This is a genomic window from Pseudomonas sp. NPDC087615 (assembly GCF_044743445.1).
GTDB classification, from domain to species: Bacteria; Pseudomonadota; Gammaproteobacteria; order Pseudomonadales; family Pseudomonadaceae; genus Aquipseudomonas; species Aquipseudomonas baetica_A.
This window is the reverse complement of record NZ_JBIUWM010000077.1, coordinates 1-20,135: the sequence shown is the minus strand read 5'-3', so window position 1 is coordinate 20,135 and position 20,135 is coordinate 1. Positions and strand designations below refer to the sequence as shown.

Below are 20,135 nucleotides of genomic sequence, written 5' to 3'. Positions count from 1 at the left end.
AGCGTGCTGATTGCTTCGGTGCCGCTGAAGGCCAGCACCTTGAAGTCGTGACGGATAGCAGGAATCTGCAACGAGAAATGCGCCGCATTGGCCGGTCGGAACATACGCTTATCCTTAAGCAAAGAGGAAAAGAGCGCGATGTCGAAACCGTCCCTGGTTTGTGCTCGCGAGAACTGGCGGGCACGGTAACAAGGGAGCTGATTATTCTATGTAGGGAGACTCGCCAACACTTGTAGGACGCGTCGCGAATTAGAAAATCCCCCCTCATCGAAGATCAGTGGCGGGTAAATCACTAACTCAAATTCCACGGCAAACAACGCCCGGATTGATGGGCGGCACATTGTGTATTTCAATTCGGGATGTTTAACAACTGAGGGAAAAATACAGAACCGTCCCACAAGGTTTTCAGGTTGTCCGTCGGACGTCCGGTCTCTAGGCTGTGCTCGTCGCTGCCAATTCAGCGACCGGGATTGGAAACCCCGAGTAGAACCGAGCGCACAAGCTCCTTTCATAACGTATCCTTGCGCACCTTCATGGTGTGCACTCCGTTATGGCGGCTGTGCGTGGGAGACCTTCGGGTCAACCGGGTTCTCCGTTCCCCGGGTTTCCAACCTGCGCACAGCTGCCACCTATTCGTTCGGAAACCGAATCGGCCAGCTCCAATCCTGATCGGAGAACACCATGAAAAAACCAACACCCAATCCCCCCGAAACAAACACCGATCCAACCTCCCCCTACGCCTCCATCGACAGCAAAAAGCTCCACGAAGCGGCCGACCGCGCCCTCGACCACTACCTGAACCCGACCGCCCACATCATGGCGTCCACTCGCGCCGCTGAACCGATGTACCTCGCCAACCCGGCGTATGACACCGAGTCCCTGCTGGCCAATGCCAGCGAAACCCTCGGCTCGGTCACCGAGATGCTCAACAACTTCGCCGCCGTGCTCGATACCTCACACCGCAAGACTGCGTTGGGCATCGCGCAAATCGTCATGCTGAGTGAGCTGGCGGTGAATCAGGCGCTGGATAACGTTCAACCGACGGCGTAAGTACGGCGGCGCATAAAAAATCCGATGCCCGTACAGGCATCGGATTTTTATTTCTGGTGGCCAAAGGTCAAATAGCAACCACGAAGCGGCCATTCAAACCGAAAGCGTCTTGCCATCCACCGGATCACCAATCGTCAGGAAATGCCCGCCCGCCACATGGTGCAGCGTGCGCAAACCCTCCTGCCCGTCGAAATGCCAGCGCCCCTCACTGAACACGCGTTCGTCGGCATGGGCGGCGATGACTTCGGCTAGAAACAAATCGTACTGTTCGTGATTGCGCGGCTCAGGCAACAAGCGGCATTCGAGCCAGGCGACGCAACCGTCGAGCAATGGCGCGTCGACTTGTTCACCACTGAAGGTCTGCAAGCCATACGCCTGAAACTTGTCCTGCCCTTGGTTTTGAGTGATTTCCAGCCCCGACGTGTTACCGACGGTTTGCACAATGTCGGCCTGATTGGCGCACGGCACGTTGAGGACGAAGGTGCCGGAGGCTTCGAGCAATTGCCGCGTCCAAGTGGATTTGTCGAGCACGACGGCGACTTTCGGCGGTTCGAAATCCAGCGGCATCGCCCAAGCGGCGGCCATGATGTTGCGTTGCCCGTCATGGGCAGCGCTGACCAGTACGGTCGGCCCGTGATTGAGCAATCGGTAGGCTTTGTTCAGGGGAACCGGGCGGCGGTGGGCGTCGCTCATGGGGATCTGCTCCGGGGAAAAGGAGCCGATTGTAGCGCCAGTGCACAGTAAGCAGTGGCGATGAAACAACATGTGGGAGCGGGCTTGCTCGCGAAGACGTCAGGCCTGTCGACATCAATGCTGAATGTAACGGCCTCTTCACGAGCAAGTTCAGGCCCACAGGTGGGCGGGTTGTTCCCGATCAGTTGGACAATTGATTGGCAAACTGACCGACCGCATCGACCACTTTCTGCGCGCCGTCCTGGATTTCGACAATCACCGTGCCCGCCTCCGCCGCCAGCGCCAGCCCTTGTTCGGCCTGCAACTTACCGTCGGTCATCAGTGCGACGGCGTTGCGCGCCATGTCCTGGTTCTGTCGTACCACGCCGACGATTTCCTCGGTCGCCTGGCTGGTGCGTGAAGCCAGTTGTCGCACTTCGTCGGCCACCACAGCAAAGCCGCGCCCCTGCTCGCCCGCGCGGGCCGCTTCAATGGCGGCGTTAAGCGCCAGCAGGTTGGTTTGTTCGGCAATCCCGCTGATGGTTTTGACGATGGAGCCGATCACTTGCGATTGTTCGTTCAGTGCTTCGATGCCTTCGCTGGCTGTCTGCATGTGCCGCGACAAGTCACGCATCACATTCACCGCTTCGGTCACCACGGTGGTGCCACGCTGCGCAGTGCTGTCGGTTTGTTGCGAGGTGCTGTAGGCAATGCTGGCGGCGTCGGCAACGGCTTGTTCGCGGTTGACCTGATCGGTGATCACCGTGGCGAATTTCACCACTTTGTACAGTTTGTTGTTGGCATCGACCACCGGGTTGTAGGAAGCCTCCAGCCACACCGTACGACCATGGCTGTCGACCCGTTTGAAACGGTTGGCGACAAACTCACCGCTGTTCAGACGATGCCAGAAGTTCTGATATTCGGCGCTGTTGTATTCCTCCGGAGTACAGAACATGCGGTGATGTTTGCCTTTGATCTGCGCCAGGCTGTAACCCATGCTGCTGAGGAAGCGCTCGTTGGCATTCAGTACGTTACCGTTGAGATCAAACTCGATCAGTGCCGTGGAACGTACCAGTGCGCCGATCAGGTTTTCGTGCTCGCGGGACGCTTCAATGGTGCGGGTCAGGTCGCTGGAGTAGATCGAGATGTGCCGGATCCGCCCATCGGAGGAGCGCACAGGCTGCACGATCGAACGCAACCAGGCCTCGTTGCCATTGCCACGCAACAGGCGCACGGCACCGGCGAAATGCTCGCCGCGGACCATGGCGTTCTTGAAGCGCTGGTGGAATTCGTCGGATTTGACGTGAGCCGGCACGATGTCTTCAATCGCACGGCCAATCAGGTCGTGACTCTTGTAGAACATCTCATTGAGGAAGTTCTGGTTGACCGATTGAATCCGTCCGTCCGGTTCAAGGGTCAGCACCAGCATCTCGCTATCCAGACTTTCCTTCACTTGCTTAAGGCTGGAAAGTTCTTCACGAAGAGCAGCCAGCTCTTGCTTCAAGCGTTTGTTGAACATGGAAAGCACCGATGGATAGGTTGAGAGGCGGTGTACAGCCTAACCATCGGCCTTGGCACGCTTTTCTGAAGAGCGCTTGAGACTGGTCAGTCAAAAATACTTCATGCACGCCGAATCAGGCATTTCCCGCCACCTGACATTGGCCCGTGCGCGGCATCCGAGAGCCGAAATACGCGGCGCTCAAAATGCCCACCGCGCCCATCACCGCGCAGAAAATGACGCAGATCCACGGGCTCCACGGCATCAGACCGATCAGCAACAGCGGTGTGATACTCGCCCATGCGGCGTAGGCAATGTTGTAGGTGAAGGAAATGCCAGACACGCGAATGCGCGCCGGAAACAGCCCGACCATCACCGAAGGCACCGCGCCGACGACCCCGCAACCAAGACCGGCGACGGCATAGGCCAGCCCCACCCAGTGACCGCCCGCGATCAAACTGCCGTAGAGCATGCCAATGCCCAGCGGTAGCAACAGGCTATAGAGCATCACGGTGCGCCAGGCGCCGATACGGTCGACCAGCAGGCCGGCGATCACGCAGCCGATATTGAGGAACACAATGCCCAAGGCGCTGAGGGCGAAGGTGTGGCTGGCCGTCATGCCGAAGGTTTTCTGCATCATGGTCGGGGTGATGACGACGAACACCACCACGGCCGACGTCAATACGCAGGTCAGCAACATGGCCGGCAACATCGCCAGTCGATGCTCGCGCAGCACCGTGCGCAACGGCAATTCGACCCGCGCCTCGCGTTGCACTTCCATCGCCATGAACACCGGGGTTTCGCTCAACCAACGACGCAGGTAGACACCGATCACCCCAAACACGCCGCCGAGCAGGAACGGATAACGCCAGGCGTAATCAAGAATTTGCGCTGGGGTGAAGACTTGCGCCAGGAAGGTCGCGGTCAACGCGCCGATCAGATAACCGAAGGTCAGCCCGGCCTGCAAAAAACCCAGGGCATAACCGCGATGGCCGGTGGGGGCGTGTTCGGCAACGAACACCCAAGCACTCGGCACCTCACCACCGACCGCCGCACCTTGCAAAATACGCAGCGCCAGCAACAGCAGCGGCGCGAAATAACCGATCTGGGCATACGTCGGCATGATCCCGATCAGCAGGCACGGCAGCGCCATCATCAGGATGCTCAAACTGAAGACTTTCTTGCGCCCCAGCCGATCGGCGAAATGCGCCATCAGAATCCCGCCCAGCGGCCGCGCCAGATAACCGGTGACGAATATCCCGAAGCTCTGCAACAGGCGCAACCATTCGGGCATTTGCGGTGGGAAGAACAACTGACTGAGGGTCAGGGCGAAGAAGACGAAAATGATGAAATCGTAGATCTCCAGCGCCCCGCCAATGGCCGCAAGGCCGAGGGTCTTGTAGTCGGAACGGCTGAACGGCGCGGGTTTGGCCGTGGTTTGGGCAGTCATGGCAAAGAACTCTGGCAGGCAAAAAACCAAGGCGCACATGGTCTACGCAAAAGGACTGAGGGACAACCCGTCAGCCCCTAGTCACGGCTTGGCAAGCCTGAGCCAAAAAAGGGCCGTAAATTTACTCTCAATGCCTGTCTACAGAACCTGTGGAGCGGGCTTGCTCGCGAATGCGGTAAGCCATAGACCCATGATGTGACTGGCACGCCGAACTCACGGCCCGGTCGAATCGTCGCACCGCCGCTGCCGCATGAGTTTCTCATCCACCTCAAAATCGTAACCCAACCGTCACATCCGCTTGCTAGCGTCCGCCAGAAACATACTGAAACAATTAAGCAAAACGGGCGCGATATGAACGACGAGACAAACGACAAAGACTCCTCCTCGCCAGAATCCGACAATCCCACCGACACCAGTCGCCGCCGCTTTCTCGGCGGCGTCGCGGTGCTGGGCGTTGGCGCAACACTGGCCGGGTGCAGTCATGCCGGCGATCAGCCTGGCAAACCGGCCGAACGCCCATTGTCCCCGGCAGAGCTGGACAAGGCCCTGCGCGATCAGGTGAAAACAGTCGTGGTCATCTACGCCGAGAACCGCAGTTTCAACAACCTGTTCGGCGATTTCCCCGGCGTGGAAAAACCGTTGTCAGCGCTCAAACCTGCCGATTATCAACAACGCGACCGCGACGGCAGCCTGCTGCAAACCCTGCCTCAGGTCTGGGGCGGCGTGTTGCAGATCGGCCCGCAAACCCTCGATGGCGTGACCTACCCCAGCGCCACCCAGTTTCAGGAAAACCTGCCCAATGCACCGTTCGCCCTCAAAGGCCCGAATGGCGAAGATTTGCCGTTCGGGCTGGTGACTCGCGACTTGTGGCATGTGTTTTATCAGAACCAGATGCAGATCAACGGCGGCAAGAACGACGGTTTTGTCGCTTGGGCCGACTCCGGTGGCTTGACCATGGGCCACTACGCCCAAAGCCGTTATTCCTTGCGTCTATGGGACGTCGCGCAGGAATTCGTGCTGTGCGACAACTTCTTTCAGGGTGCCTTCGGTGGTTCGTTTCTCAACCACCAGTATCTGATCAGCGCTACCGCACCGTTCTATCCAGACGCTGCCCACTCGGTGGCCAAGAGCCAAATCGCCGCCCTGCGAAGCGACGATCCGGCCGATCCGCGCCTCAAGCCGCTGGAGCAATCGCCGGCCAGCGCCATGACCGGGCCACCGCAGTTCGGCCCGAGCGCACTGACGCCAGACGGTTTTGGCGTCAATACGCTTGCCCCGCCCTACTGGCCAACGTGGATTCGCGACCTGGAGCGCCCAGCGTACGCAAAAGCGGATCTGCCAAACGTCATGGTGCCCCAGACCCACGAACACATCGGCGACAAACTGTCGAAGAAGGACGTCGACTGGGCCTGGTACGCCGGGGCATGGCAGGCGACGCTGGAGCAATACAAGGATTCCGGTGGCATTCCGAAAATCCCGAACTTCCAGTATCACCATCAGCCGTTCAACTACTTCAAGCAGCAAGGCCCGCAAAACCCGGACGAGCGCAACAAACGCCTGCGCGATGCCGGTTTGGGCGACGAGTCGACTACCAATAAGTTCTTCGCGGACGCCGAGGCCGGCAAGTTGCCGGCGGTGAGTTTCTATAAACCTCAAGGCAACCTGAACATGCACGCCGGTTATGCCGACGTGGCGTCCGGTGACCGGCACATCGTGCGTGCCCTGAAAGTGCTTCGCCAAAGCCCCCAGTGGAAAAACATGGTGGTCATCGTCACCGTCGATGAAAACGGTGGCTGGTGGGATCACGTTGCGCCGCCCAAGGGCGACCGCTGGGGGCCTGGTTCACGGGTACCCGCCCTCGTGGTGTCGCCGTTCGCGCGCAAGGGCACGGTGGATCACACGGTCTATGACACGGCTTCGATCCTGCGGCTGATCACCCGCGTCTTCCAACTGGAAACGCTCGACGGCCTCAAACAGCGTGACGATGCGATGATTGCCCGCGGCCAGGAACCCATGGGCGATTTGACCAACGCCCTGCACTTTCAGGCCTGAGTGCCAGTCCTGCAACACGCTGCAAAAAACTGCGAATGACGGCTTCTCTACGTCACGCGGCTGATCCAATATGAGGCGCCCCCGACTCGCGGGGAAACCACGCTGAAAAGGATCTGAGCATGTTCAAACTCGCAGGACTCACCCTCGCCGCGCTCACGCTGAGCGCGGCAGCCCACGCCGATGTCGACCTGAAACTGGGCAGCACCGAGCGCGTTACCCGCCTCTTCGCCTACCCCAACAATTGCAGCGTGATCTGCTTTCGCAATTGGTCGCTGGAGCAGACTGTCGCCCACTACCTGAGCCAAAGCGTGCAACGCGACGGTTACACCGATGCGAAAGTCTTGGTCAAAACCGATAACGGCCAGCTCTACGCCGAAATCACTGGGGTGCCAAAAGACTACGACAAACCGCTGTCAGCGCTGCTCGATGCTGGCGATCTGGCCTACACCGGCGCCAGCAAGCTCAACGCGGACGGCAAATGGGCCTATAGCTGGTACCTGTTCCTGCCGCTGGGCATGGCCCTGGAAAATCGCAAGAGTGTCGAGCTGCTGCACTTCCCGCCGGATTATTCGCTGACCCAGGCGCAGGATTATCTGCGCTCGAACACCACCGACCGCTGGGCAACGCTGTTGACGGTCAATGGCATTGCCGCCGATCAGACGCCGGCCTACCAGACCATCATCGACATCGCCCCGATCGCTGCGCCGTCCAACGCTGGCAGTGATCTGGAAGGCGTGTATGACTACTTCAAGGACTACCAGACCACACTGGTCAAGCAGTTCAGTCAGACCGCCAGCGGCACAACGCTGCCGATGGTCGCTTTCGGCGCTCCGGTACGCAACTGGATCAAGCAGCAGTATGGGCCGACGGTCGGCGTGCTGGGGCTGGCGACGATCAGCCCAAGCGCAGGCGTGAATGTGCCCGTCCTCGGTTCGAACCACCCAAGTTACATCTGGTACGCCGCTGACCCTAAAAGCTATACCGGCGATGATGCGCAAGCCAAAGCTGACGCAGCAGGCCTGAAAGTCATGGGACAGGATTTGAGCGCCGCTTGCTGGCAGGCCGGCATGGGTAGCAAACCGGGGAGTAATCCACAGACCACGCTCAACAGTTGCACCCAGACCTGGCAGGTGACGCAGAAAGTCAAAACCTGCGAGTTGTTCTACACCTCAATCCGCGACATGACGCCGGAACAAGCCACTGCCCAGTGCGCCACCCCACCGATCAAGGCGCAACTGCAACAGCTCAAAACCCCGCCGGCCGCCGCCGTCCCCGCTCCGCACCTGTAACCACGCCCGTGCCATTCCCGCGTCAGTGATGACTGACGCGGGAAAGCGTCTTTATCGCCTGTCATATCTGACAGTAGACGGGCTATACCTTACAAGACAAGATTGGATCCAAATAGCTATGTTGCAGAGCCGGCAGGACGCCAGTGCAAGGGAGTCGCAACTTTTTCGATCAAGGATGGTTATGAACACTCAAGCCCGCGCAAAACCCCTCCCACCTGATACCGAAGGCATCTACCCGTTTGCCGGGCTGCCCGTGCGTCTGGGTTTTCCATCCAGCGCCGACTACACCATCGTCCACGATGAACACGGCACGCCCACGGCAGTCGTCGCACGCCGTGAATTCATGCGTATCAGCCGAATGTGCCGGGTCTCGGGGCAATTGCTGCCCTACCGCTGCCGGCAAACCCGCCAACTGACGGAGGGCATCCACATTTACGACCCGCGCTTTTGCGGGCTACTGGAACACTCTTGCGACCCGAACGTGTTTCTGGACATGAGTGAGTTATGGCTGTGGGCATTGAAAGATATCCACAGCGGCGAGCGGCTGACCATGGACCACGCCGCCACCGAAGACACACTGCCGCACCAGTTCGCCTGCCACTGTGGTTCCCCACGTTGTCGCGGCTGGATCACTGGTTACAACGAACCACCCAACCGCGAAGGCCAGCACTTTTTGCAGCGCTGGCGACACGCCCGCTCACGTTGATCAGCCGATTACAACGCGCCGATCGGACGTAAACGGTACTGCGGCGGCAACTGCTCGAAACCACTGATGGTCGTGTCCAGGCTTTTCCAGCGACCGTCCTTGATGCCGTAGATGCAACCGTGGATCGACAGGCTCTGCCCGCGATGCCAGGCATTCTGGACAATGCTGGTATGGCCGACGTTGGCAACTTGCTGGATCACGTTGAGTTCGCACAGGCGATCGACGCGCTCTTCTTCGGTCGGCAGTTTCGCCAGCTCATCGCGCTTGTCGTAATACAGGTCGCGAATCGAACGCAGCCAGCCATCGATCAGACCGAGCTGGCCATCCTGCATCGACGCCCGCACACCGCCGCAGCCGTAGTGGCCGGTAACGAGGATGTGTTTGACCTTGAGCACGTCGACGGCGTACTGGATCACCGACAGACAGTTGAGATCGGTGTGCAGCACCACGTTGGCCACGTTACGGTGAACGAACAGGTCCCCCGGCAGCATGCCGACGATTTCATTGGCCGGCACTCGTGCGTCGGAGCAGCCGATCCAAAGATATTCAGGCGTTTGCTGGCGCGCCAGTTTGGCGAAGAAGTCCGGGTCTTCCTTGGTGATCGCGTCAGCCCAACGCTCGTTGTTATCAATCAGATTTTGTAAGTCGTGCATGCTGTAAGGCCTCAAGAAAGATGCGCAGGTATGACAGACGACCGCCCGTCGAGGTCACGAATGCGCGATGGATAACGCGAGAGTATTTTCTTGGAATTTCTCCCGTGCCCGGTGTGTCCACCCAGTAAGGCCCACAGTATGAGGAATTGCCATGACTGATTCACGACGCCCTTTTGACGCGGTGCAACCGGAACCCATCGATGATAACGAAGACCGCATGGGATCGGTGCATGAACTGGATTTCGACGACGAGCAGCCCAGCGCGAAGATCGGTGATGAATTGCCCGAACGCGAACGCGAGCAGTTGATGCCAGAGGAACGTGTGCGTGAGGCGGGGCTCACAGGTGCATCGACTGCTGACCATGAGCCGACTGATGATGATATGAGTCCAGAAACACTGATTCATGAAGACGGTGCGCGGGATGCAGAGGAAGCCGGTGAAGGTAATCAGGCGGATTGGGATTTGAGCATTGTCGATGAGGATGACATTGGCGGTGGTAATGGGCTGGATGAGGCGCAATTGGCGCGGCGTGATCCGATTGATGGCAACCGCTGATCTTTGTTGCCCGCTAAAACGCTTTCGCGAGCAGGCTCGCTCCCACAGGGAAATGCATTTCAAATGTGGGAGCGAGCCTGCTCGCGAAGCTTTTAAGCAATATCAGTCAACCAAGGTGCAGGCCATGACCACGGCATCTTCACGCCCGCCCACCGCCGGGTAGTAATCCCGACGCCGGCCAATCTCATTAAAGCCATAGCGCTCATACAGCCTGAACGCCGACCGATTACTGTCGCGCACTTCCAGGAAGCATTCTCGGGCAGACGCCGCATACGCCCGCGACATCAGGTGTTCAAGCAACGCAAGGCCCAGCCCGCGGCCCTGATTCTCCGGTTTGACCGTGATGTTCAGCAGATGCGCCTCATCCAGAATGATCTGCACCACTCCATGACCGACCTGCTGCTGGCCTTCGAACATCAGCCAGATCTGATACTTGCCCAGGCCATCGAGAAAAATCCCGCGGGTCCACGGATGGCTGTAGGCGGCGAACTCAATCTTCAGCACAGCGTCCAGGTCTGCCTCGATCATCGGGCGGAACGTTACAGCGTCACTCATTCGATTCTTTCCAGCGCGCCATCAGCCGACGCATGGCTTGCCACACAGCGGCCTTGCGCTGTGGCTCTTCCATTAACAATTCCAGACCTGGGATGGCCCAGGCCGAGCCCAGACCTTCGATCTGCAATTCACGATTGAACGCTTCGGCGTCCGCTTCACCGGCAAAACGCACGGCTGGCAGGCCGATCAGCCACAGGCAGGCACACGGCACCGCCTCCATTTGCACCGAGAGGAAACCCTGCACGAAGTCGCGCGCCGCTTCCGGGCCCTGATCCATCGTGCCGCGGTTCAACCACGGCCAGCGCACCGGCTCGCCGACGATCTGCGGCGCATCCGGCAGCCCGGCAGCGCGCAGCATGTCTTTAAGCAGCAGATAAGCGGGGTCGCGACTCTGGAACGGCTCCCCTGTGGGTAACTCGACCAGCAGCAGGCAACGCCCGGCACGCAGCAGTTGCAGGGCGAAACGCGGTGGCGGAACCGGCGCCGGTTTGGCGACGACCGGTGTGTCGTCGACCTCTTCCACCGGTTTGGCACCGGTGCGGGTACTCGCCAGCGATGGGCGTGGCACTTCGATCTTCGGCCGCTCGGCCGGGCGCGCGGCAGCCGCTTGCACCGGGGCTTCGGCCTTCGGAGCCAGCACCACCGGCACCTCAATCTCAGGCTCGGGCATGTCCAGCAGCTCGGGGCGCGAGGGGGCGGCGAAAGGCAGTTCGGTGCGCGGCAGCCAGTTGACCACCTGCATGGCGTTCAAATAGGCGCGGCGGCGGGACTCGATAAGCAAGGGTCGGCCACTTGTGGATAACTGAAAGTGTGCCGATTCTACCGCCCTTCGCTCAAGATCGCTTGCTGTTGATCGATAGCCTTGGCCTGAGCTCTCTACCTTCGAAAATGCGACAGCCCGTCCCGAGAGTGAATCGCATCCTTCGTGATGCAGTACAATCGCGGCTTTTAATCGCCAACCAGCCGGCCATTCCGATGATCGAACCCAAGCGCGTCTTGCGCGCCCTCGCTGAACACTGGGCACTTCTGGAGCCACTGTGCGAGCACTTCGACCAAGGCACCCTGAGCCTCAACGAACTGCGCACGCAACTGGCCGCCCAACAACTGGACAGCACGCCGCAGGACATCACCAGCCTGCTCGACGTGTGGATTCGCCTCGACATTCTGGTGCCTGTGGCGAAAAGCCCGAATCGTTTCGAGCTCAACGCACAGATTCACGACTTTCTCGCCTACCTGCGCCGTGAGCACCGTCTGGGCCTGTGCCTGGAGATCGAAGCCTATCTGCGTCACCTCGAACGTCTGGCCGGTTACATCCAGGACGCGTTCGACATCCGTGATGGCAATGACCTCGCCCGCCAATTGCGCTTGCTCGACATGCGCGTGCGCGACGTCCTGAAAAAACTCGATAACGACGAGCAAGCGCTGGTGGCCGTGGCCGAACGTGCCAAAACCAGCGATCGTCAGATTCCGTTGCGTCAGCGTTATGCCGAAGTGTTGGCAACCTGGGACGAATACGTCGAGCCGATGATCGATCTGGTGAACGCCGACGGCGCCTTCGAGCAAGGCGTGCGCAAGGTCGAAACCGTGTTGCTGAAGATGCTCAGCGAGCAACAGCGCCTCGGCCATCTGGTCGACGACGATATGCTGCTGCGCACCCACGCGCGCATCCTCGAAATGCAGACCAGCGCCCAACTGACCCTGCGTCATGCCCGCGAACTGCTGCTGCCGTTGCGTGAAGAAGCACGTCGACATAACGCCGTGACCCGTGGTGCCGCGCTGGCCCTGGCGGCCATTCGCCGTAAAGGCATCGATGCCGTGCCACAAGCCGCGATGCCGCTGTTCACCCGCCCGCAAAGCACCTTCCTCGGCAGCGCCAGTCAGGTCGAAGCCTACGTTTACGCGTTGGCGCGTTTCGAGCCAAAACCGGCGCGCTTCCCCAAGGCGCACAAGACGCAAAAAGGCGAGGCCCCGCGTGCGCCGCGTACCGTGCGCGAGATGCTCGACCGCTGCGAAGACGCCCTGCCGATGCCGGACTTGATGGTCTGGCTGCTGGAGCAGGAACCGGACGGCGCCACCGACGAATTGCTTTACTGGTTTTCGCGCCTGTCTCGGGAAAAACGCTTCAAGCGCGAGCGTCTGGAACGCCGCGAATACCACACTCACGAGCACCAGGTCAGCCTGCGCTCCTTCGCCCTGCTCTCGGCCCGCGACACCGCCGCCGAGGATTCTGCGAGCATCCCACATGCATCTTGATCTCTCCGAACTGTCCCAACTGGCGCCGATCTTCCGCGAACTGTTCAAGGGCTACCACGTCAGCCGCCGCGACCCGGAACTGTACGCACAACTGTCGAACTTCCAGGATCAGTACCGCACGTTGTTCAAAGCCTTGGGTTTCGAACTGGTCTGCGACACCCGTGGTTTCTATTACTTCGTGCCGGACATGGCCGCTGCGGCGGTGAACAAGACGGCCCAGCGCCTGGCGCTGTTCACCTTCATCCTCGTCGAGCACCTGGCCGATCAGGGCCGCGACCCGATTGCCGTGCTCGACGGCGGCAGCCTGGGTCGCGAAGAACTGCCGTCGCTGCTGGAGAAGTACCGCGATCTGTTCATTCAGGCCGAAGTGCAGACGGTTGAAGAGCTCGAAGAAAAAATCATGCGCCGCATGACCCAACTCGGTTTCGCCGGCGAAGAAAACGGCGTTTATCGCTTCCTGCCGCCGATGCACCGTTTCCTCGACGTGTGCCTGTCGGTGCAGCAGGACCGCGATCTGGCGGCCAGCGTCCACAGCGTCTTGCCGCTGCCGGCGCCAGTGCTGATCGACGAAGCCGCCGAAGCCAAACTGCTGGAAACCGACGACCCGCTCGATCTCAGCGAATTTGACGAAGAAAGCGAAGAAGACGCACTGGCCCGTGCCATTGCCGAAGAACAGGAGTCCGACGCATGAGCCAGGAACGCTACGGCATCCGCCGCTTTGCCCTTTTGAACACCGCCGGTTACAGCCTCGGCCTGTTTCCGCTGGAAGAACCGCTGTCGGTCTATGGCGCGAACAACCTCGGTAAATCGGCGTCGATCAACGCCTTGCAGTTCCCGATTCTGGCGCGCATGTCGGATATGAGTTTCGGCAAGTACAGCCTGGAACAATCGCGACGCTTCTACTTCGCCTCCGACACCAGCTACATCCTCGTCGAAGTGAACCTGCCCCACGGCCCACACGTTATCGGCGTAGTCGGTCGTGGCCCGGGCGGCGGTTTCGGTCACCAGTTCTTTGCCTACGCCGGCAAGCTCGATCTGGCCCACTACCAGAAAAACGACACCTGCCTGCGCCAGAAAGAGCTGTTCAGCAACCTTGAGCGTGAAGGCCTGAAAGCCTACGAACTCAAACCCGATGAACTGCGCCGCTTGCTGGTCGGCGGTCACACGTCGATCCCGCTGGACCTGACCCTGATCCCGTTGCGTTCCACCAGCGAACAGAGCCTTAAGACCTTCCGCGCCCTGTTCATCAACCTGCTGCACATGCGCGAAATCACCGCGGCCAAGCTCAAGCAACTGTTCCTCGATGCCTTCGAACACAGCCTGCGTTCCGGCAGCGTCGATTACATCGCCGCGTGCGAAGAAGCGTTCCGCGATGTACGCCGCATGGAGCAGGACTACAACTCGCTGGTTGCTGCGGGCCCATTGGTCGAAGCCTTGGCCAACGGCGTGAAACAGCGCGACGTGCTGCGCGGCAAACTGCATCGCCTGTCGCCGCTGCTCGACTCGTTGCTCGGCACCTGGTCGGACTACGCCAGTGCGCGCAAAGAAGAGCTGACCATTCAGGCCGACCACTACCGTGGCGAGCAGGACGCGCTGCAAAACAATCAACGCGGCGGCACCCAGGAGCTGATGCGGCTGGAGCGGGAAATCGCCGGCATCCAGCGCTGGCTCGGCGAGCTGTCCGTGTTGAAGAATCGCTTTGCCCTGGTCGACGACGTCAAAGTGCTGGAGCAGCAACTGCTCGCGGCCAAAGACGCCCACGACGAACTGGCCGGTGCGCTGGCACAGTCCCGTCAGTTCAGCGCCGAGGATCTGGAAGAGCGTCTGCGCGATCTGGAAAAACGCCTGAAGTCGGTGAAGCAGCAACTCGATCACGCGGACAACAACAGCTATGCACGCCTGCGCGAAGAGTTCTCGCAGCAGGACGTCGAGCGCTTGATGCGCCTGTTCAACAGCGCGCTGTTCAGTCTGCCGCTGGGCGAACACGGCATCACCCTCGACGAGGATGGCGAGTGGGTAAAATCGGTTGAGCTGATCCTTGATGGCTTCAAGGGCGAGCGCTTCGAAGTGCCGGGCCTGTCGATCGACATCTCGCACATCGAGCCGCCGGCCCTGCAAGCGCTGGCCGACCGCGCCGCGCTGCGAGACCAGAAAGAGCGTCTGGAAAAAGAACTCAAGCAACTGAAAACCCAGCAAGCCGTGGCTGCCGACCGCGCCGCGAGCAAGACCCAGACCGAAGCGCTGTACCAGCAAGTGCTGGATGCGCAGAAAGCGTTGGAAGACTTCCGCCGTACCCAGACACTGAGCGCCGAAGAAGGCGACAAGCTTGAGCAACTGGCGCAGATGGAAGGTGCCCAGGACGAGCTCAAGCGCTCCAGCGATGCGTTCACCGAACGCGTCCAGCAACTGTCGGCCAAGCTGCAACTGGTCGGCCGGCAGATCGCCGACATGGAAGCCAAGCAACGCACCCTCGACGACGCCTTGCGCCGCCGTCAGCTGTTGCCGGCGGATCTGCCGTTCGGCACGCCGTTCATGGATCCGGTCGACGATTCGATGGACAACCTGTTGCCGCTGCTCAACGACTATCAGGACAGTTGGCAGGGCCTGCTGCGCGCCGATGGCCAGATCGAAGCGCTGTACGCACAAGTGCGCCTCAAAGGCGTGGCCAAGTTCGACAGCGAAGACGACATGGAGCGCCGTCTGTCACTGCTGATCAACGCATACGCGCACCGTACCGACGAAGCCCTGACCCTGGGCAAGGCCCGTCGCGCGGCGGTCACCGACATCGCCCGCACGCTGCGCAACATCCGCAGCGACTACGACAGCCTTGAGCATCAACTGGCGCTGTTCAACCGCGAGATCAACAAGCGTCAGGTCTCCAACCTGCAGAGCTTCCGCATTGTGCTGGCGCCGAACAAGGAAGCGCTCAAGCACATCGATCAGATCATCCACAGCGCCGGTCAGTACGAAGAAGGCGAAACCCTGTCGGTGTTCGATCTGAGCCAAAGCGCCGAGCAGGACAACAAAAACGAAGAGGCCAAGGAATACCTGGCGCGGCTGGTGGCGGCGAACCACAACCAACTCGGTCTCAAGGACTTGTTCGAACTGGCCTTCGAGATCACCAAGGTCAACGGTCAGCCGGTGATCCACACCGACATCGACGGCGCGGCGTCCAACGGCACCACCATGACCATCAAAGCGCTGACCAACATGTATCTGTTGCTGCACTTGATGGATCGCGATCAGGCCGGTCGCGTGCGCCTGCCGTACTACCTCGACGAGGCGGCGGACATCGACGAGAAGAACCAGGCTGCGCTGCTGGAAACCAGTCTGCAACTGGGCTTCGTACCGATTCTGGCGAGTGTGAAGCCGCAAGTCTGCGCCAGTGTCGCCATCGACCTGGAAGGCGGCAGCGGCCCGGCCGGTATCTACATCGACGAAGCGGACTGGAAGTACATCCGACGTCACGATGTGGTGAAGGCGACCCTCAATGTTGAAGCCGATGAACCGGAGATGGATGCGGTTTGATCGGCCTTAACAGCAGGCAATAAAAAGGGCCGCGATCTGTTTGGATCGCGGCCCTTTTTTATGGCTTGGGGTTTGTAGTGACGGTCTGGGAAGACGCCAGATCAAATCCTGATCACTTACCGAGCGAAATCTTCGGCGCCCAGGTCAGCCACTCATCCTCAAACTTGTCGAACAACGGGAACGTCTGTTCAGGACGCGCCGGATTGCCCATCCGCTCACCGTCCGGTGTGGCAAAAGCAATCCCGCCCTGAATCACCGTCTCAAGCGACTCCGTGCGTACCGTCACACCTTTGAACAAGCCGATATCGAAGCCCACGCCGCTGGTGTTCCAGAATCGACTACCGCTGCGCACCAGAGGCGCGTATTTCGGCTCAATCAGAATGTGTACCAAGACCCGGTCGGCCGTCTGGCCCAACTCGTAACCCGTGACCTTACCCACAGTGATTTCACGATAGGTCACCGGCACACCAGGCTTGAGTGAACCTCGGCGAGCAGCACTCAACACCAGACTCAGACCCGCCTCTTGCTTGGTCACCTCCGGTGGATTGGCCAGTGCAACGAAGTTTTTCTGCGGACCAAGGTTCTTCGCGGCCGGTTGCACCTCGATGTATTGGCCCGTGACCAGGGTTTCCAGATTGGACGTTTTGATCAGACCCAGTTCAGGTTTTACCACCCAGAACTGACTACCGACGCGGGCGATCTTCTCTGGCACTTCGGTGATTCGCGCGGTCAGGATGACGGCTTGCAGATCGTCGGTCAGATCAACGCTTTCGATCTTGCCGACATCCAGCCCCTTGAAGCGAACCGGGGTACCACTGCGCAAACCATCAGCGCGCTCGACCTTGATCGTCACCACGGCGCCTTTCTGATTGGCTTCATCATGATTGGCGAACAGACGGAAGCGCGGAATGCGTTTGTGCAACGGTGCTTTGGCCACTGGCGTTTCAAAGGCGATGCCACCGGCCATCAGGCTTTGCAACGATTCACTTTTAACCTCAATCCCCCCGGTCAAGCCGCCCGTCAGCGTAATGCCACTGGCGTTCCAGAACCGGGTCGAGGCGTTGACCAGATTTTCGTACTCCTTCTCGATGTGAACACCGATCACCAGTTGCTTCCTGGTTCTGGAGAACTGATAGCTCTGTACTGAACCGACCTTGACCTGTTTATACAGAATCGGGCTACCGACCTCGAGCGAGCCCAGGGTATCGGTAAAGAGTACCAAGTGCAGGCCCGGTGAACGCAGATCCAGCGGTGGCGCTTTCGGGCGAGCCTCGAATTCACGTTTCGGTGTACCGCCCTTGTCGCCCGGGCGCACGGCGATGTAGTTACCTTTCACCAGCGCTTCAAGCCCGGTTATACCCGCCAGGGAAATCGACGGTTTAACCACCCAGAATTGAGTGCCATCCACCAGATAGTCTTCGGCCAGTGGATCCAGCGTCAGCTCCGCGGTGGCACTGGACAGATCCGGGTCGATTTTCAACGCTTTTAGATTGCCGACCTGGATGCCTTTGTACATAACCGGCGTGCGACCAGCCTGCAGGCCTTCGAAGTCACTGAGTTTGACCTTGACCCGGAGCCCGGCGGCGGCGGCATCGAAGTCTTCATAAAGACGGAACGGCAGGCTTGGATCAGTCGGCGGACTGTCCTTGCGGTTCTCCGGTGTGGCGAAGGCAATACCACCAGCGACAATGCTGGCCAACGATTCGCTGCGCACTTTTACCCCGGACAGATTGGCATCGATGCTGATGCCGCTGGCGTTCCAGAAACGCGTGTGTTTGCGCACCAATTTGGCGTAAGTCGGCTCGATAAAGACTTTGAGTTCGACGGTACTTTGATCTTCCGAGAGCAGGTAGCTTTTGACCTGACCGACCTTGATCTGCTTATAAAACACTGGGCTGCCGCGGTTCAGCGAACCGAGTCGATCAGCCTTGATGGTCAGGTGCAGACCGGGCTTGGCGTCAGACAGCGGAGGCTCTTCGGGCAGCGCCTTGAACTTGCGCGCAGGCTCGCCTTCGCCGGGACTGATCGCGACGTAGTTACCTGAGACCAGCGTTTCCAGCCCGGTAATACCGGCCAGCGTCACGCTCGGCTTGACCAACCAGAAGCGGGTGCTGGTCTTGAGGTATTGCTCAACGTCCTTGTTCATCTCGACCGTGGCGATCACACCTTTGGAGTTGCCTTCATCATCAAGCTTGAGGGCCTTGACCTTACCAACCGACATGCCTTTGTACATGACCTCGGTCTTGTTGGCCTGGATGCCTTCACCACTTTCGAAACGCACCTGAATCTCGATGCCGGTTTCAGAGTAGGCACGCCAGCCAAGCCAGCCGCCGATGATCAGGGCGATCAGAGGCAACACCCAAATGGCAGACCAGTTCGAAGCCGGTCGGGTTTTCGCTACAGGCAAATCAGTCATGGTCGTCGTCCGACTCCGTGTTATCCCAAATCAGTCGGGGATCGAAAGTTACTGCTGCAAGCATCGTCAGAATCACCACTGTGGCGAAGGCGATGGCGCCAAGATTGGCTTCGACACTGGCAAGCCGGCCGAAGTTGACGACCGCCACGAGAATGGCGATCACAAAAATATCGAGCATCGACCAGCGGCCAATGAACTCGATGAAACGGTACATCCAGATACGCTGACGCGCTGACAACGGCTGACGTCGTTGCACCGAAAACAGAAGCAATGCAATGCCGACCAGTTTGAAGGTCGGCACCACAATGCTGGCGATGAACACTACCGCAGCAATGGGGATCATCCCGTGCTGCACCAACTGAATCACGCCCGACATGATGGTGCTCGGATCACCCTGACCCAAAGAGCTGACAGTCATGATCGGCAACACATTTGCCGGGATATAGATAATCGCGGCCGTGATCAACAATGCCCAGGTTCGGGCCAGACTGTTCGGGCGGCGAGCATGAACCAGCGCGCCGCAGCGGGTGCAGGTTTGCTCATGGGTGTCCGCCTCTTGCCTGTTCAATTCATGGCATTCGGTGCAAATCAGAATGCCCGCATCAATCGCCCGCATGAGCATCCTCTCCAGATAACGCCTGCCAGATCTGATGCGGTGACATCACCACTTCCAGCCAGACCTGTACCAACAACAAGCCGATGAAGCACACCAAACCGAGGCCAACAGTGATGGCCGCCATATCCGCCAGTTTGACGATCGCCACCAGTACGCCCATGAGGTAAACCTCGAGCATTCCCCAGTCCCTGAGGTGATGATAAATGCGGTAGAGCAGCAAGCCGTAGCTGCGACCGACATTGAAGCGGATCGTCAGCAATACCATCAACTGGCACAGCAACTTGAGTAGCGGAATTGCCATGCTGCACAGGAAGACGACGATTGAGACGCCCTGCATGTCGGTCTCGAACAGACCGACTACGCCACTCCAAACAGTGTCGTTAGACGACTGCCCGAGTAGATTGAGCTGCATGATGGGTAAAAAGTTCGCAGGGATGTAGAGCAGCAGTGCAGCGATAACCAAGGCAAGGCTGCGCTGCACCACGTTATGGCGGTGGGCGTATAACTCGTAACCGCAGCGTGGGCAGAGCGCTTTCTCGCCATGAGCAAGTCTTGGCTTGCGCATCAGCAGGTCGCACTCGTGACAGGCCACCAAGTCTTCCAGCGGTAAATCTGACAGCCCGGGAGCGTCAACCGACTCTGACATAAAGACTCTGGCTCCGAAAAAGGTGGGACTATTCTAGTGTTCTGATTCGAAAATAACTGTGCAAATTTGTTCGCTACCGTGAGTAAAAACTTTCCTGCGAGCAAAACAAAACCCCAACTGCTTTCGCAATTGGGGTTTCGGAATTTAATCTTGACGATGACCTACTCTCACATGGGGAAACCCCACACTACCATC

General features: G+C 59.4%; 16 protein-coding genes and 2 pseudogenes. 8 read left to right on the top strand and 10 right to left on the bottom strand.

Annotated elements, in window-relative coordinates; all coding sequences use genetic code 11:
- The first annotated feature begins 681 nt into the window (after window positions 1-681).
- Complete coding sequence (locus ACIOU6_RS25565) at window positions 682-1,050, top strand: DUF6124 family protein (protein ID WP_221731580.1); 369 nt, start codon at window positions 682-684, stop codon at window positions 1,048-1,050.
- A 93-nt stretch (window positions 1,051-1,143) separates the two neighbouring features.
- Here ACIOU6_RS25565 and ACIOU6_RS25560 read toward each other — a convergent pair whose 3' ends face one another.
- The 4 genes and pseudogenes from ACIOU6_RS25560 to ACIOU6_RS25545 form a co-directional block, all read right to left on the bottom strand.
- Window positions 1,144-1,743, bottom strand: a complete 600-nt coding sequence (locus ACIOU6_RS25560) for a flavin reductase family protein (RefSeq protein ID WP_401139314.1) — start codon at window positions 1,741-1,743, stop codon at window positions 1,144-1,146.
- A 181-nt stretch (window positions 1,744-1,924) separates the two neighbouring features.
- Window positions 1,925-2,362 (bottom strand): annotated as a pseudogene (locus ACIOU6_RS25555) (methyl-accepting chemotaxis protein); the annotation flags it as partial.
- A gap of 150 nt (window positions 2,363-2,512) precedes the next feature.
- Window positions 2,513-3,151 (bottom strand): annotated as a pseudogene (locus ACIOU6_RS25550) (PAS domain-containing protein); the annotation flags it as partial.
- A gap of 205 nt (window positions 3,152-3,356) precedes the next feature.
- Window positions 3,357-4,670 (bottom strand): MFS transporter, encoded by a 1,314-nt coding sequence (locus tag ACIOU6_RS25545; protein ID WP_221731583.1) that lies wholly within the window; start codon window positions 4,668-4,670, stop codon window positions 3,357-3,359.
- A gap of 351 nt (window positions 4,671-5,021) precedes the next feature.
- Between ACIOU6_RS25545 and ACIOU6_RS25540 the strand changes: the two genes are divergently transcribed.
- From ACIOU6_RS25540 to ACIOU6_RS25530, 3 genes are all read left to right on the top strand, one after another.
- Complete coding sequence (locus tag ACIOU6_RS25540) at window positions 5,022-6,722, top strand: acid phosphatase (protein WP_401139313.1); 1,701 nt, start codon at window positions 5,022-5,024, stop codon at window positions 6,720-6,722.
- Window positions 6,723-6,841: 119 nt separating this feature from the next.
- On the top strand, window positions 6,842-8,011 hold the full coding sequence (locus ACIOU6_RS25535; RefSeq protein ID WP_401139312.1) for a hypothetical protein: 1,170 nt from the start codon (window positions 6,842-6,844) through the stop codon (window positions 8,009-8,011).
- A 181-nt stretch (window positions 8,012-8,192) separates the two neighbouring features.
- On the top strand, window positions 8,193-8,717 hold the full coding sequence (locus ACIOU6_RS25530) for a lysine methyltransferase (RefSeq protein ID WP_401139310.1): 525 nt from the start codon (window positions 8,193-8,195) through the stop codon (window positions 8,715-8,717).
- A gap of 8 nt (window positions 8,718-8,725) precedes the next feature.
- Here the strand turns inward: ACIOU6_RS25530 and can are convergent, their stop codons facing one another.
- Window positions 8,726-9,370, bottom strand: a complete 645-nt coding sequence (can, locus tag ACIOU6_RS25525) for a carbonate dehydratase (protein ID WP_221731587.1) — start codon at window positions 9,368-9,370, stop codon at window positions 8,726-8,728.
- Window positions 9,371-9,521: 151 nt separating this feature from the next.
- On the opposite strand from can, the gene ACIOU6_RS25520 reads away from it, so the two are divergent.
- The gene (locus tag ACIOU6_RS25520; RefSeq protein WP_221731588.1) at window positions 9,522-9,926 is read left to right on the top strand and encodes a serine kinase/phosphatase; all 405 of its coding nucleotides are present in this window, start codon (window positions 9,522-9,524) and stop codon (window positions 9,924-9,926) included.
- Window positions 9,927-10,028: 102 nt separating this feature from the next.
- On the opposite strand, the gene rimI is transcribed toward ACIOU6_RS25520, so the two are convergent.
- The gene (gene rimI, locus ACIOU6_RS25515) at window positions 10,029-10,481 is read right to left on the bottom strand and encodes a ribosomal protein S18-alanine N-acetyltransferase (RefSeq protein WP_221731589.1); all 453 of its coding nucleotides are present in this window, start codon (window positions 10,479-10,481) and stop codon (window positions 10,029-10,031) included.
- The gene (locus ACIOU6_RS25510) at window positions 10,474-11,223 is read right to left on the bottom strand and encodes an energy transducer TonB (protein WP_401139315.1); all 750 of its coding nucleotides are present in this window, start codon (window positions 11,221-11,223) and stop codon (window positions 10,474-10,476) included. The genes rimI and ACIOU6_RS25510 overlap by 8 nt, the downstream gene beginning before the upstream one ends.
- A 233-nt stretch (window positions 11,224-11,456) precedes the next feature.
- Here ACIOU6_RS25510 and mksB point away from each other — a divergent pair, with 233 nt between their 5' ends.
- Genes mksB through mksF form a run of 3 tightly spaced genes read left to right on the top strand, consistent with a single transcriptional unit; the run spans window position 11,457 to window position 16,262 of the window.
- The gene (gene mksB, locus ACIOU6_RS25505) at window positions 11,457-12,734 is read left to right on the top strand and encodes an Mks condensin complex protein MksB (RefSeq protein ID WP_221731590.1); all 1,278 of its coding nucleotides are present in this window, start codon (window positions 11,457-11,459) and stop codon (window positions 12,732-12,734) included.
- A complete protein-coding gene (gene mksE, locus ACIOU6_RS25500; RefSeq protein ID WP_221731591.1) occupies window positions 12,724-13,425 on the top strand; it encodes an Mks condensin complex protein MksE in 702 nt (233 codons plus the stop codon). The genes mksB and mksE overlap by 11 nt, the downstream gene beginning before the upstream one ends.
- Window positions 13,422-16,262 (top strand): Mks condensin complex protein MksF, encoded by a 2,841-nt coding sequence (mksF, locus tag ACIOU6_RS25495; RefSeq protein WP_401139307.1) that lies wholly within the window; start codon window positions 13,422-13,424, stop codon window positions 16,260-16,262. Before mksE ends, mksF begins: the two co-directional genes overlap by 4 nt.
- A gap of 112 nt (window positions 16,263-16,374) precedes the next feature.
- On the opposite strand, the gene ACIOU6_RS25490 is transcribed toward mksF, so the two are convergent.
- The 3 genes from ACIOU6_RS25490 to ACIOU6_RS25480 are packed head-to-tail and all read right to left on the bottom strand — an operon-like array spanning window position 16,375 to window position 19,940.
- Window positions 16,375-18,678 carry an intermembrane transport protein PqiB gene (locus tag ACIOU6_RS25490; protein WP_401139306.1) on the bottom strand — a complete coding sequence of 768 codons (2,304 nt, stop codon included), beginning with the start codon at window positions 18,676-18,678 and terminating at the stop codon, window positions 16,375-16,377.
- A complete protein-coding gene (locus ACIOU6_RS25485; RefSeq protein WP_221731594.1) occupies window positions 18,671-19,294 on the bottom strand; it encodes a paraquat-inducible protein A in 624 nt (207 codons plus the stop codon). Before ACIOU6_RS25485 ends, ACIOU6_RS25490 begins: the two co-directional genes overlap by 8 nt.
- On the bottom strand, window positions 19,281-19,940 hold the full coding sequence (locus tag ACIOU6_RS25480) for a paraquat-inducible protein A (RefSeq protein ID WP_221731595.1): 660 nt from the start codon (window positions 19,938-19,940) through the stop codon (window positions 19,281-19,283). The genes ACIOU6_RS25485 and ACIOU6_RS25480 overlap by 14 nt, the downstream gene beginning before the upstream one ends.
- Window positions 19,941-20,135 lie beyond the last annotated feature (195 nt).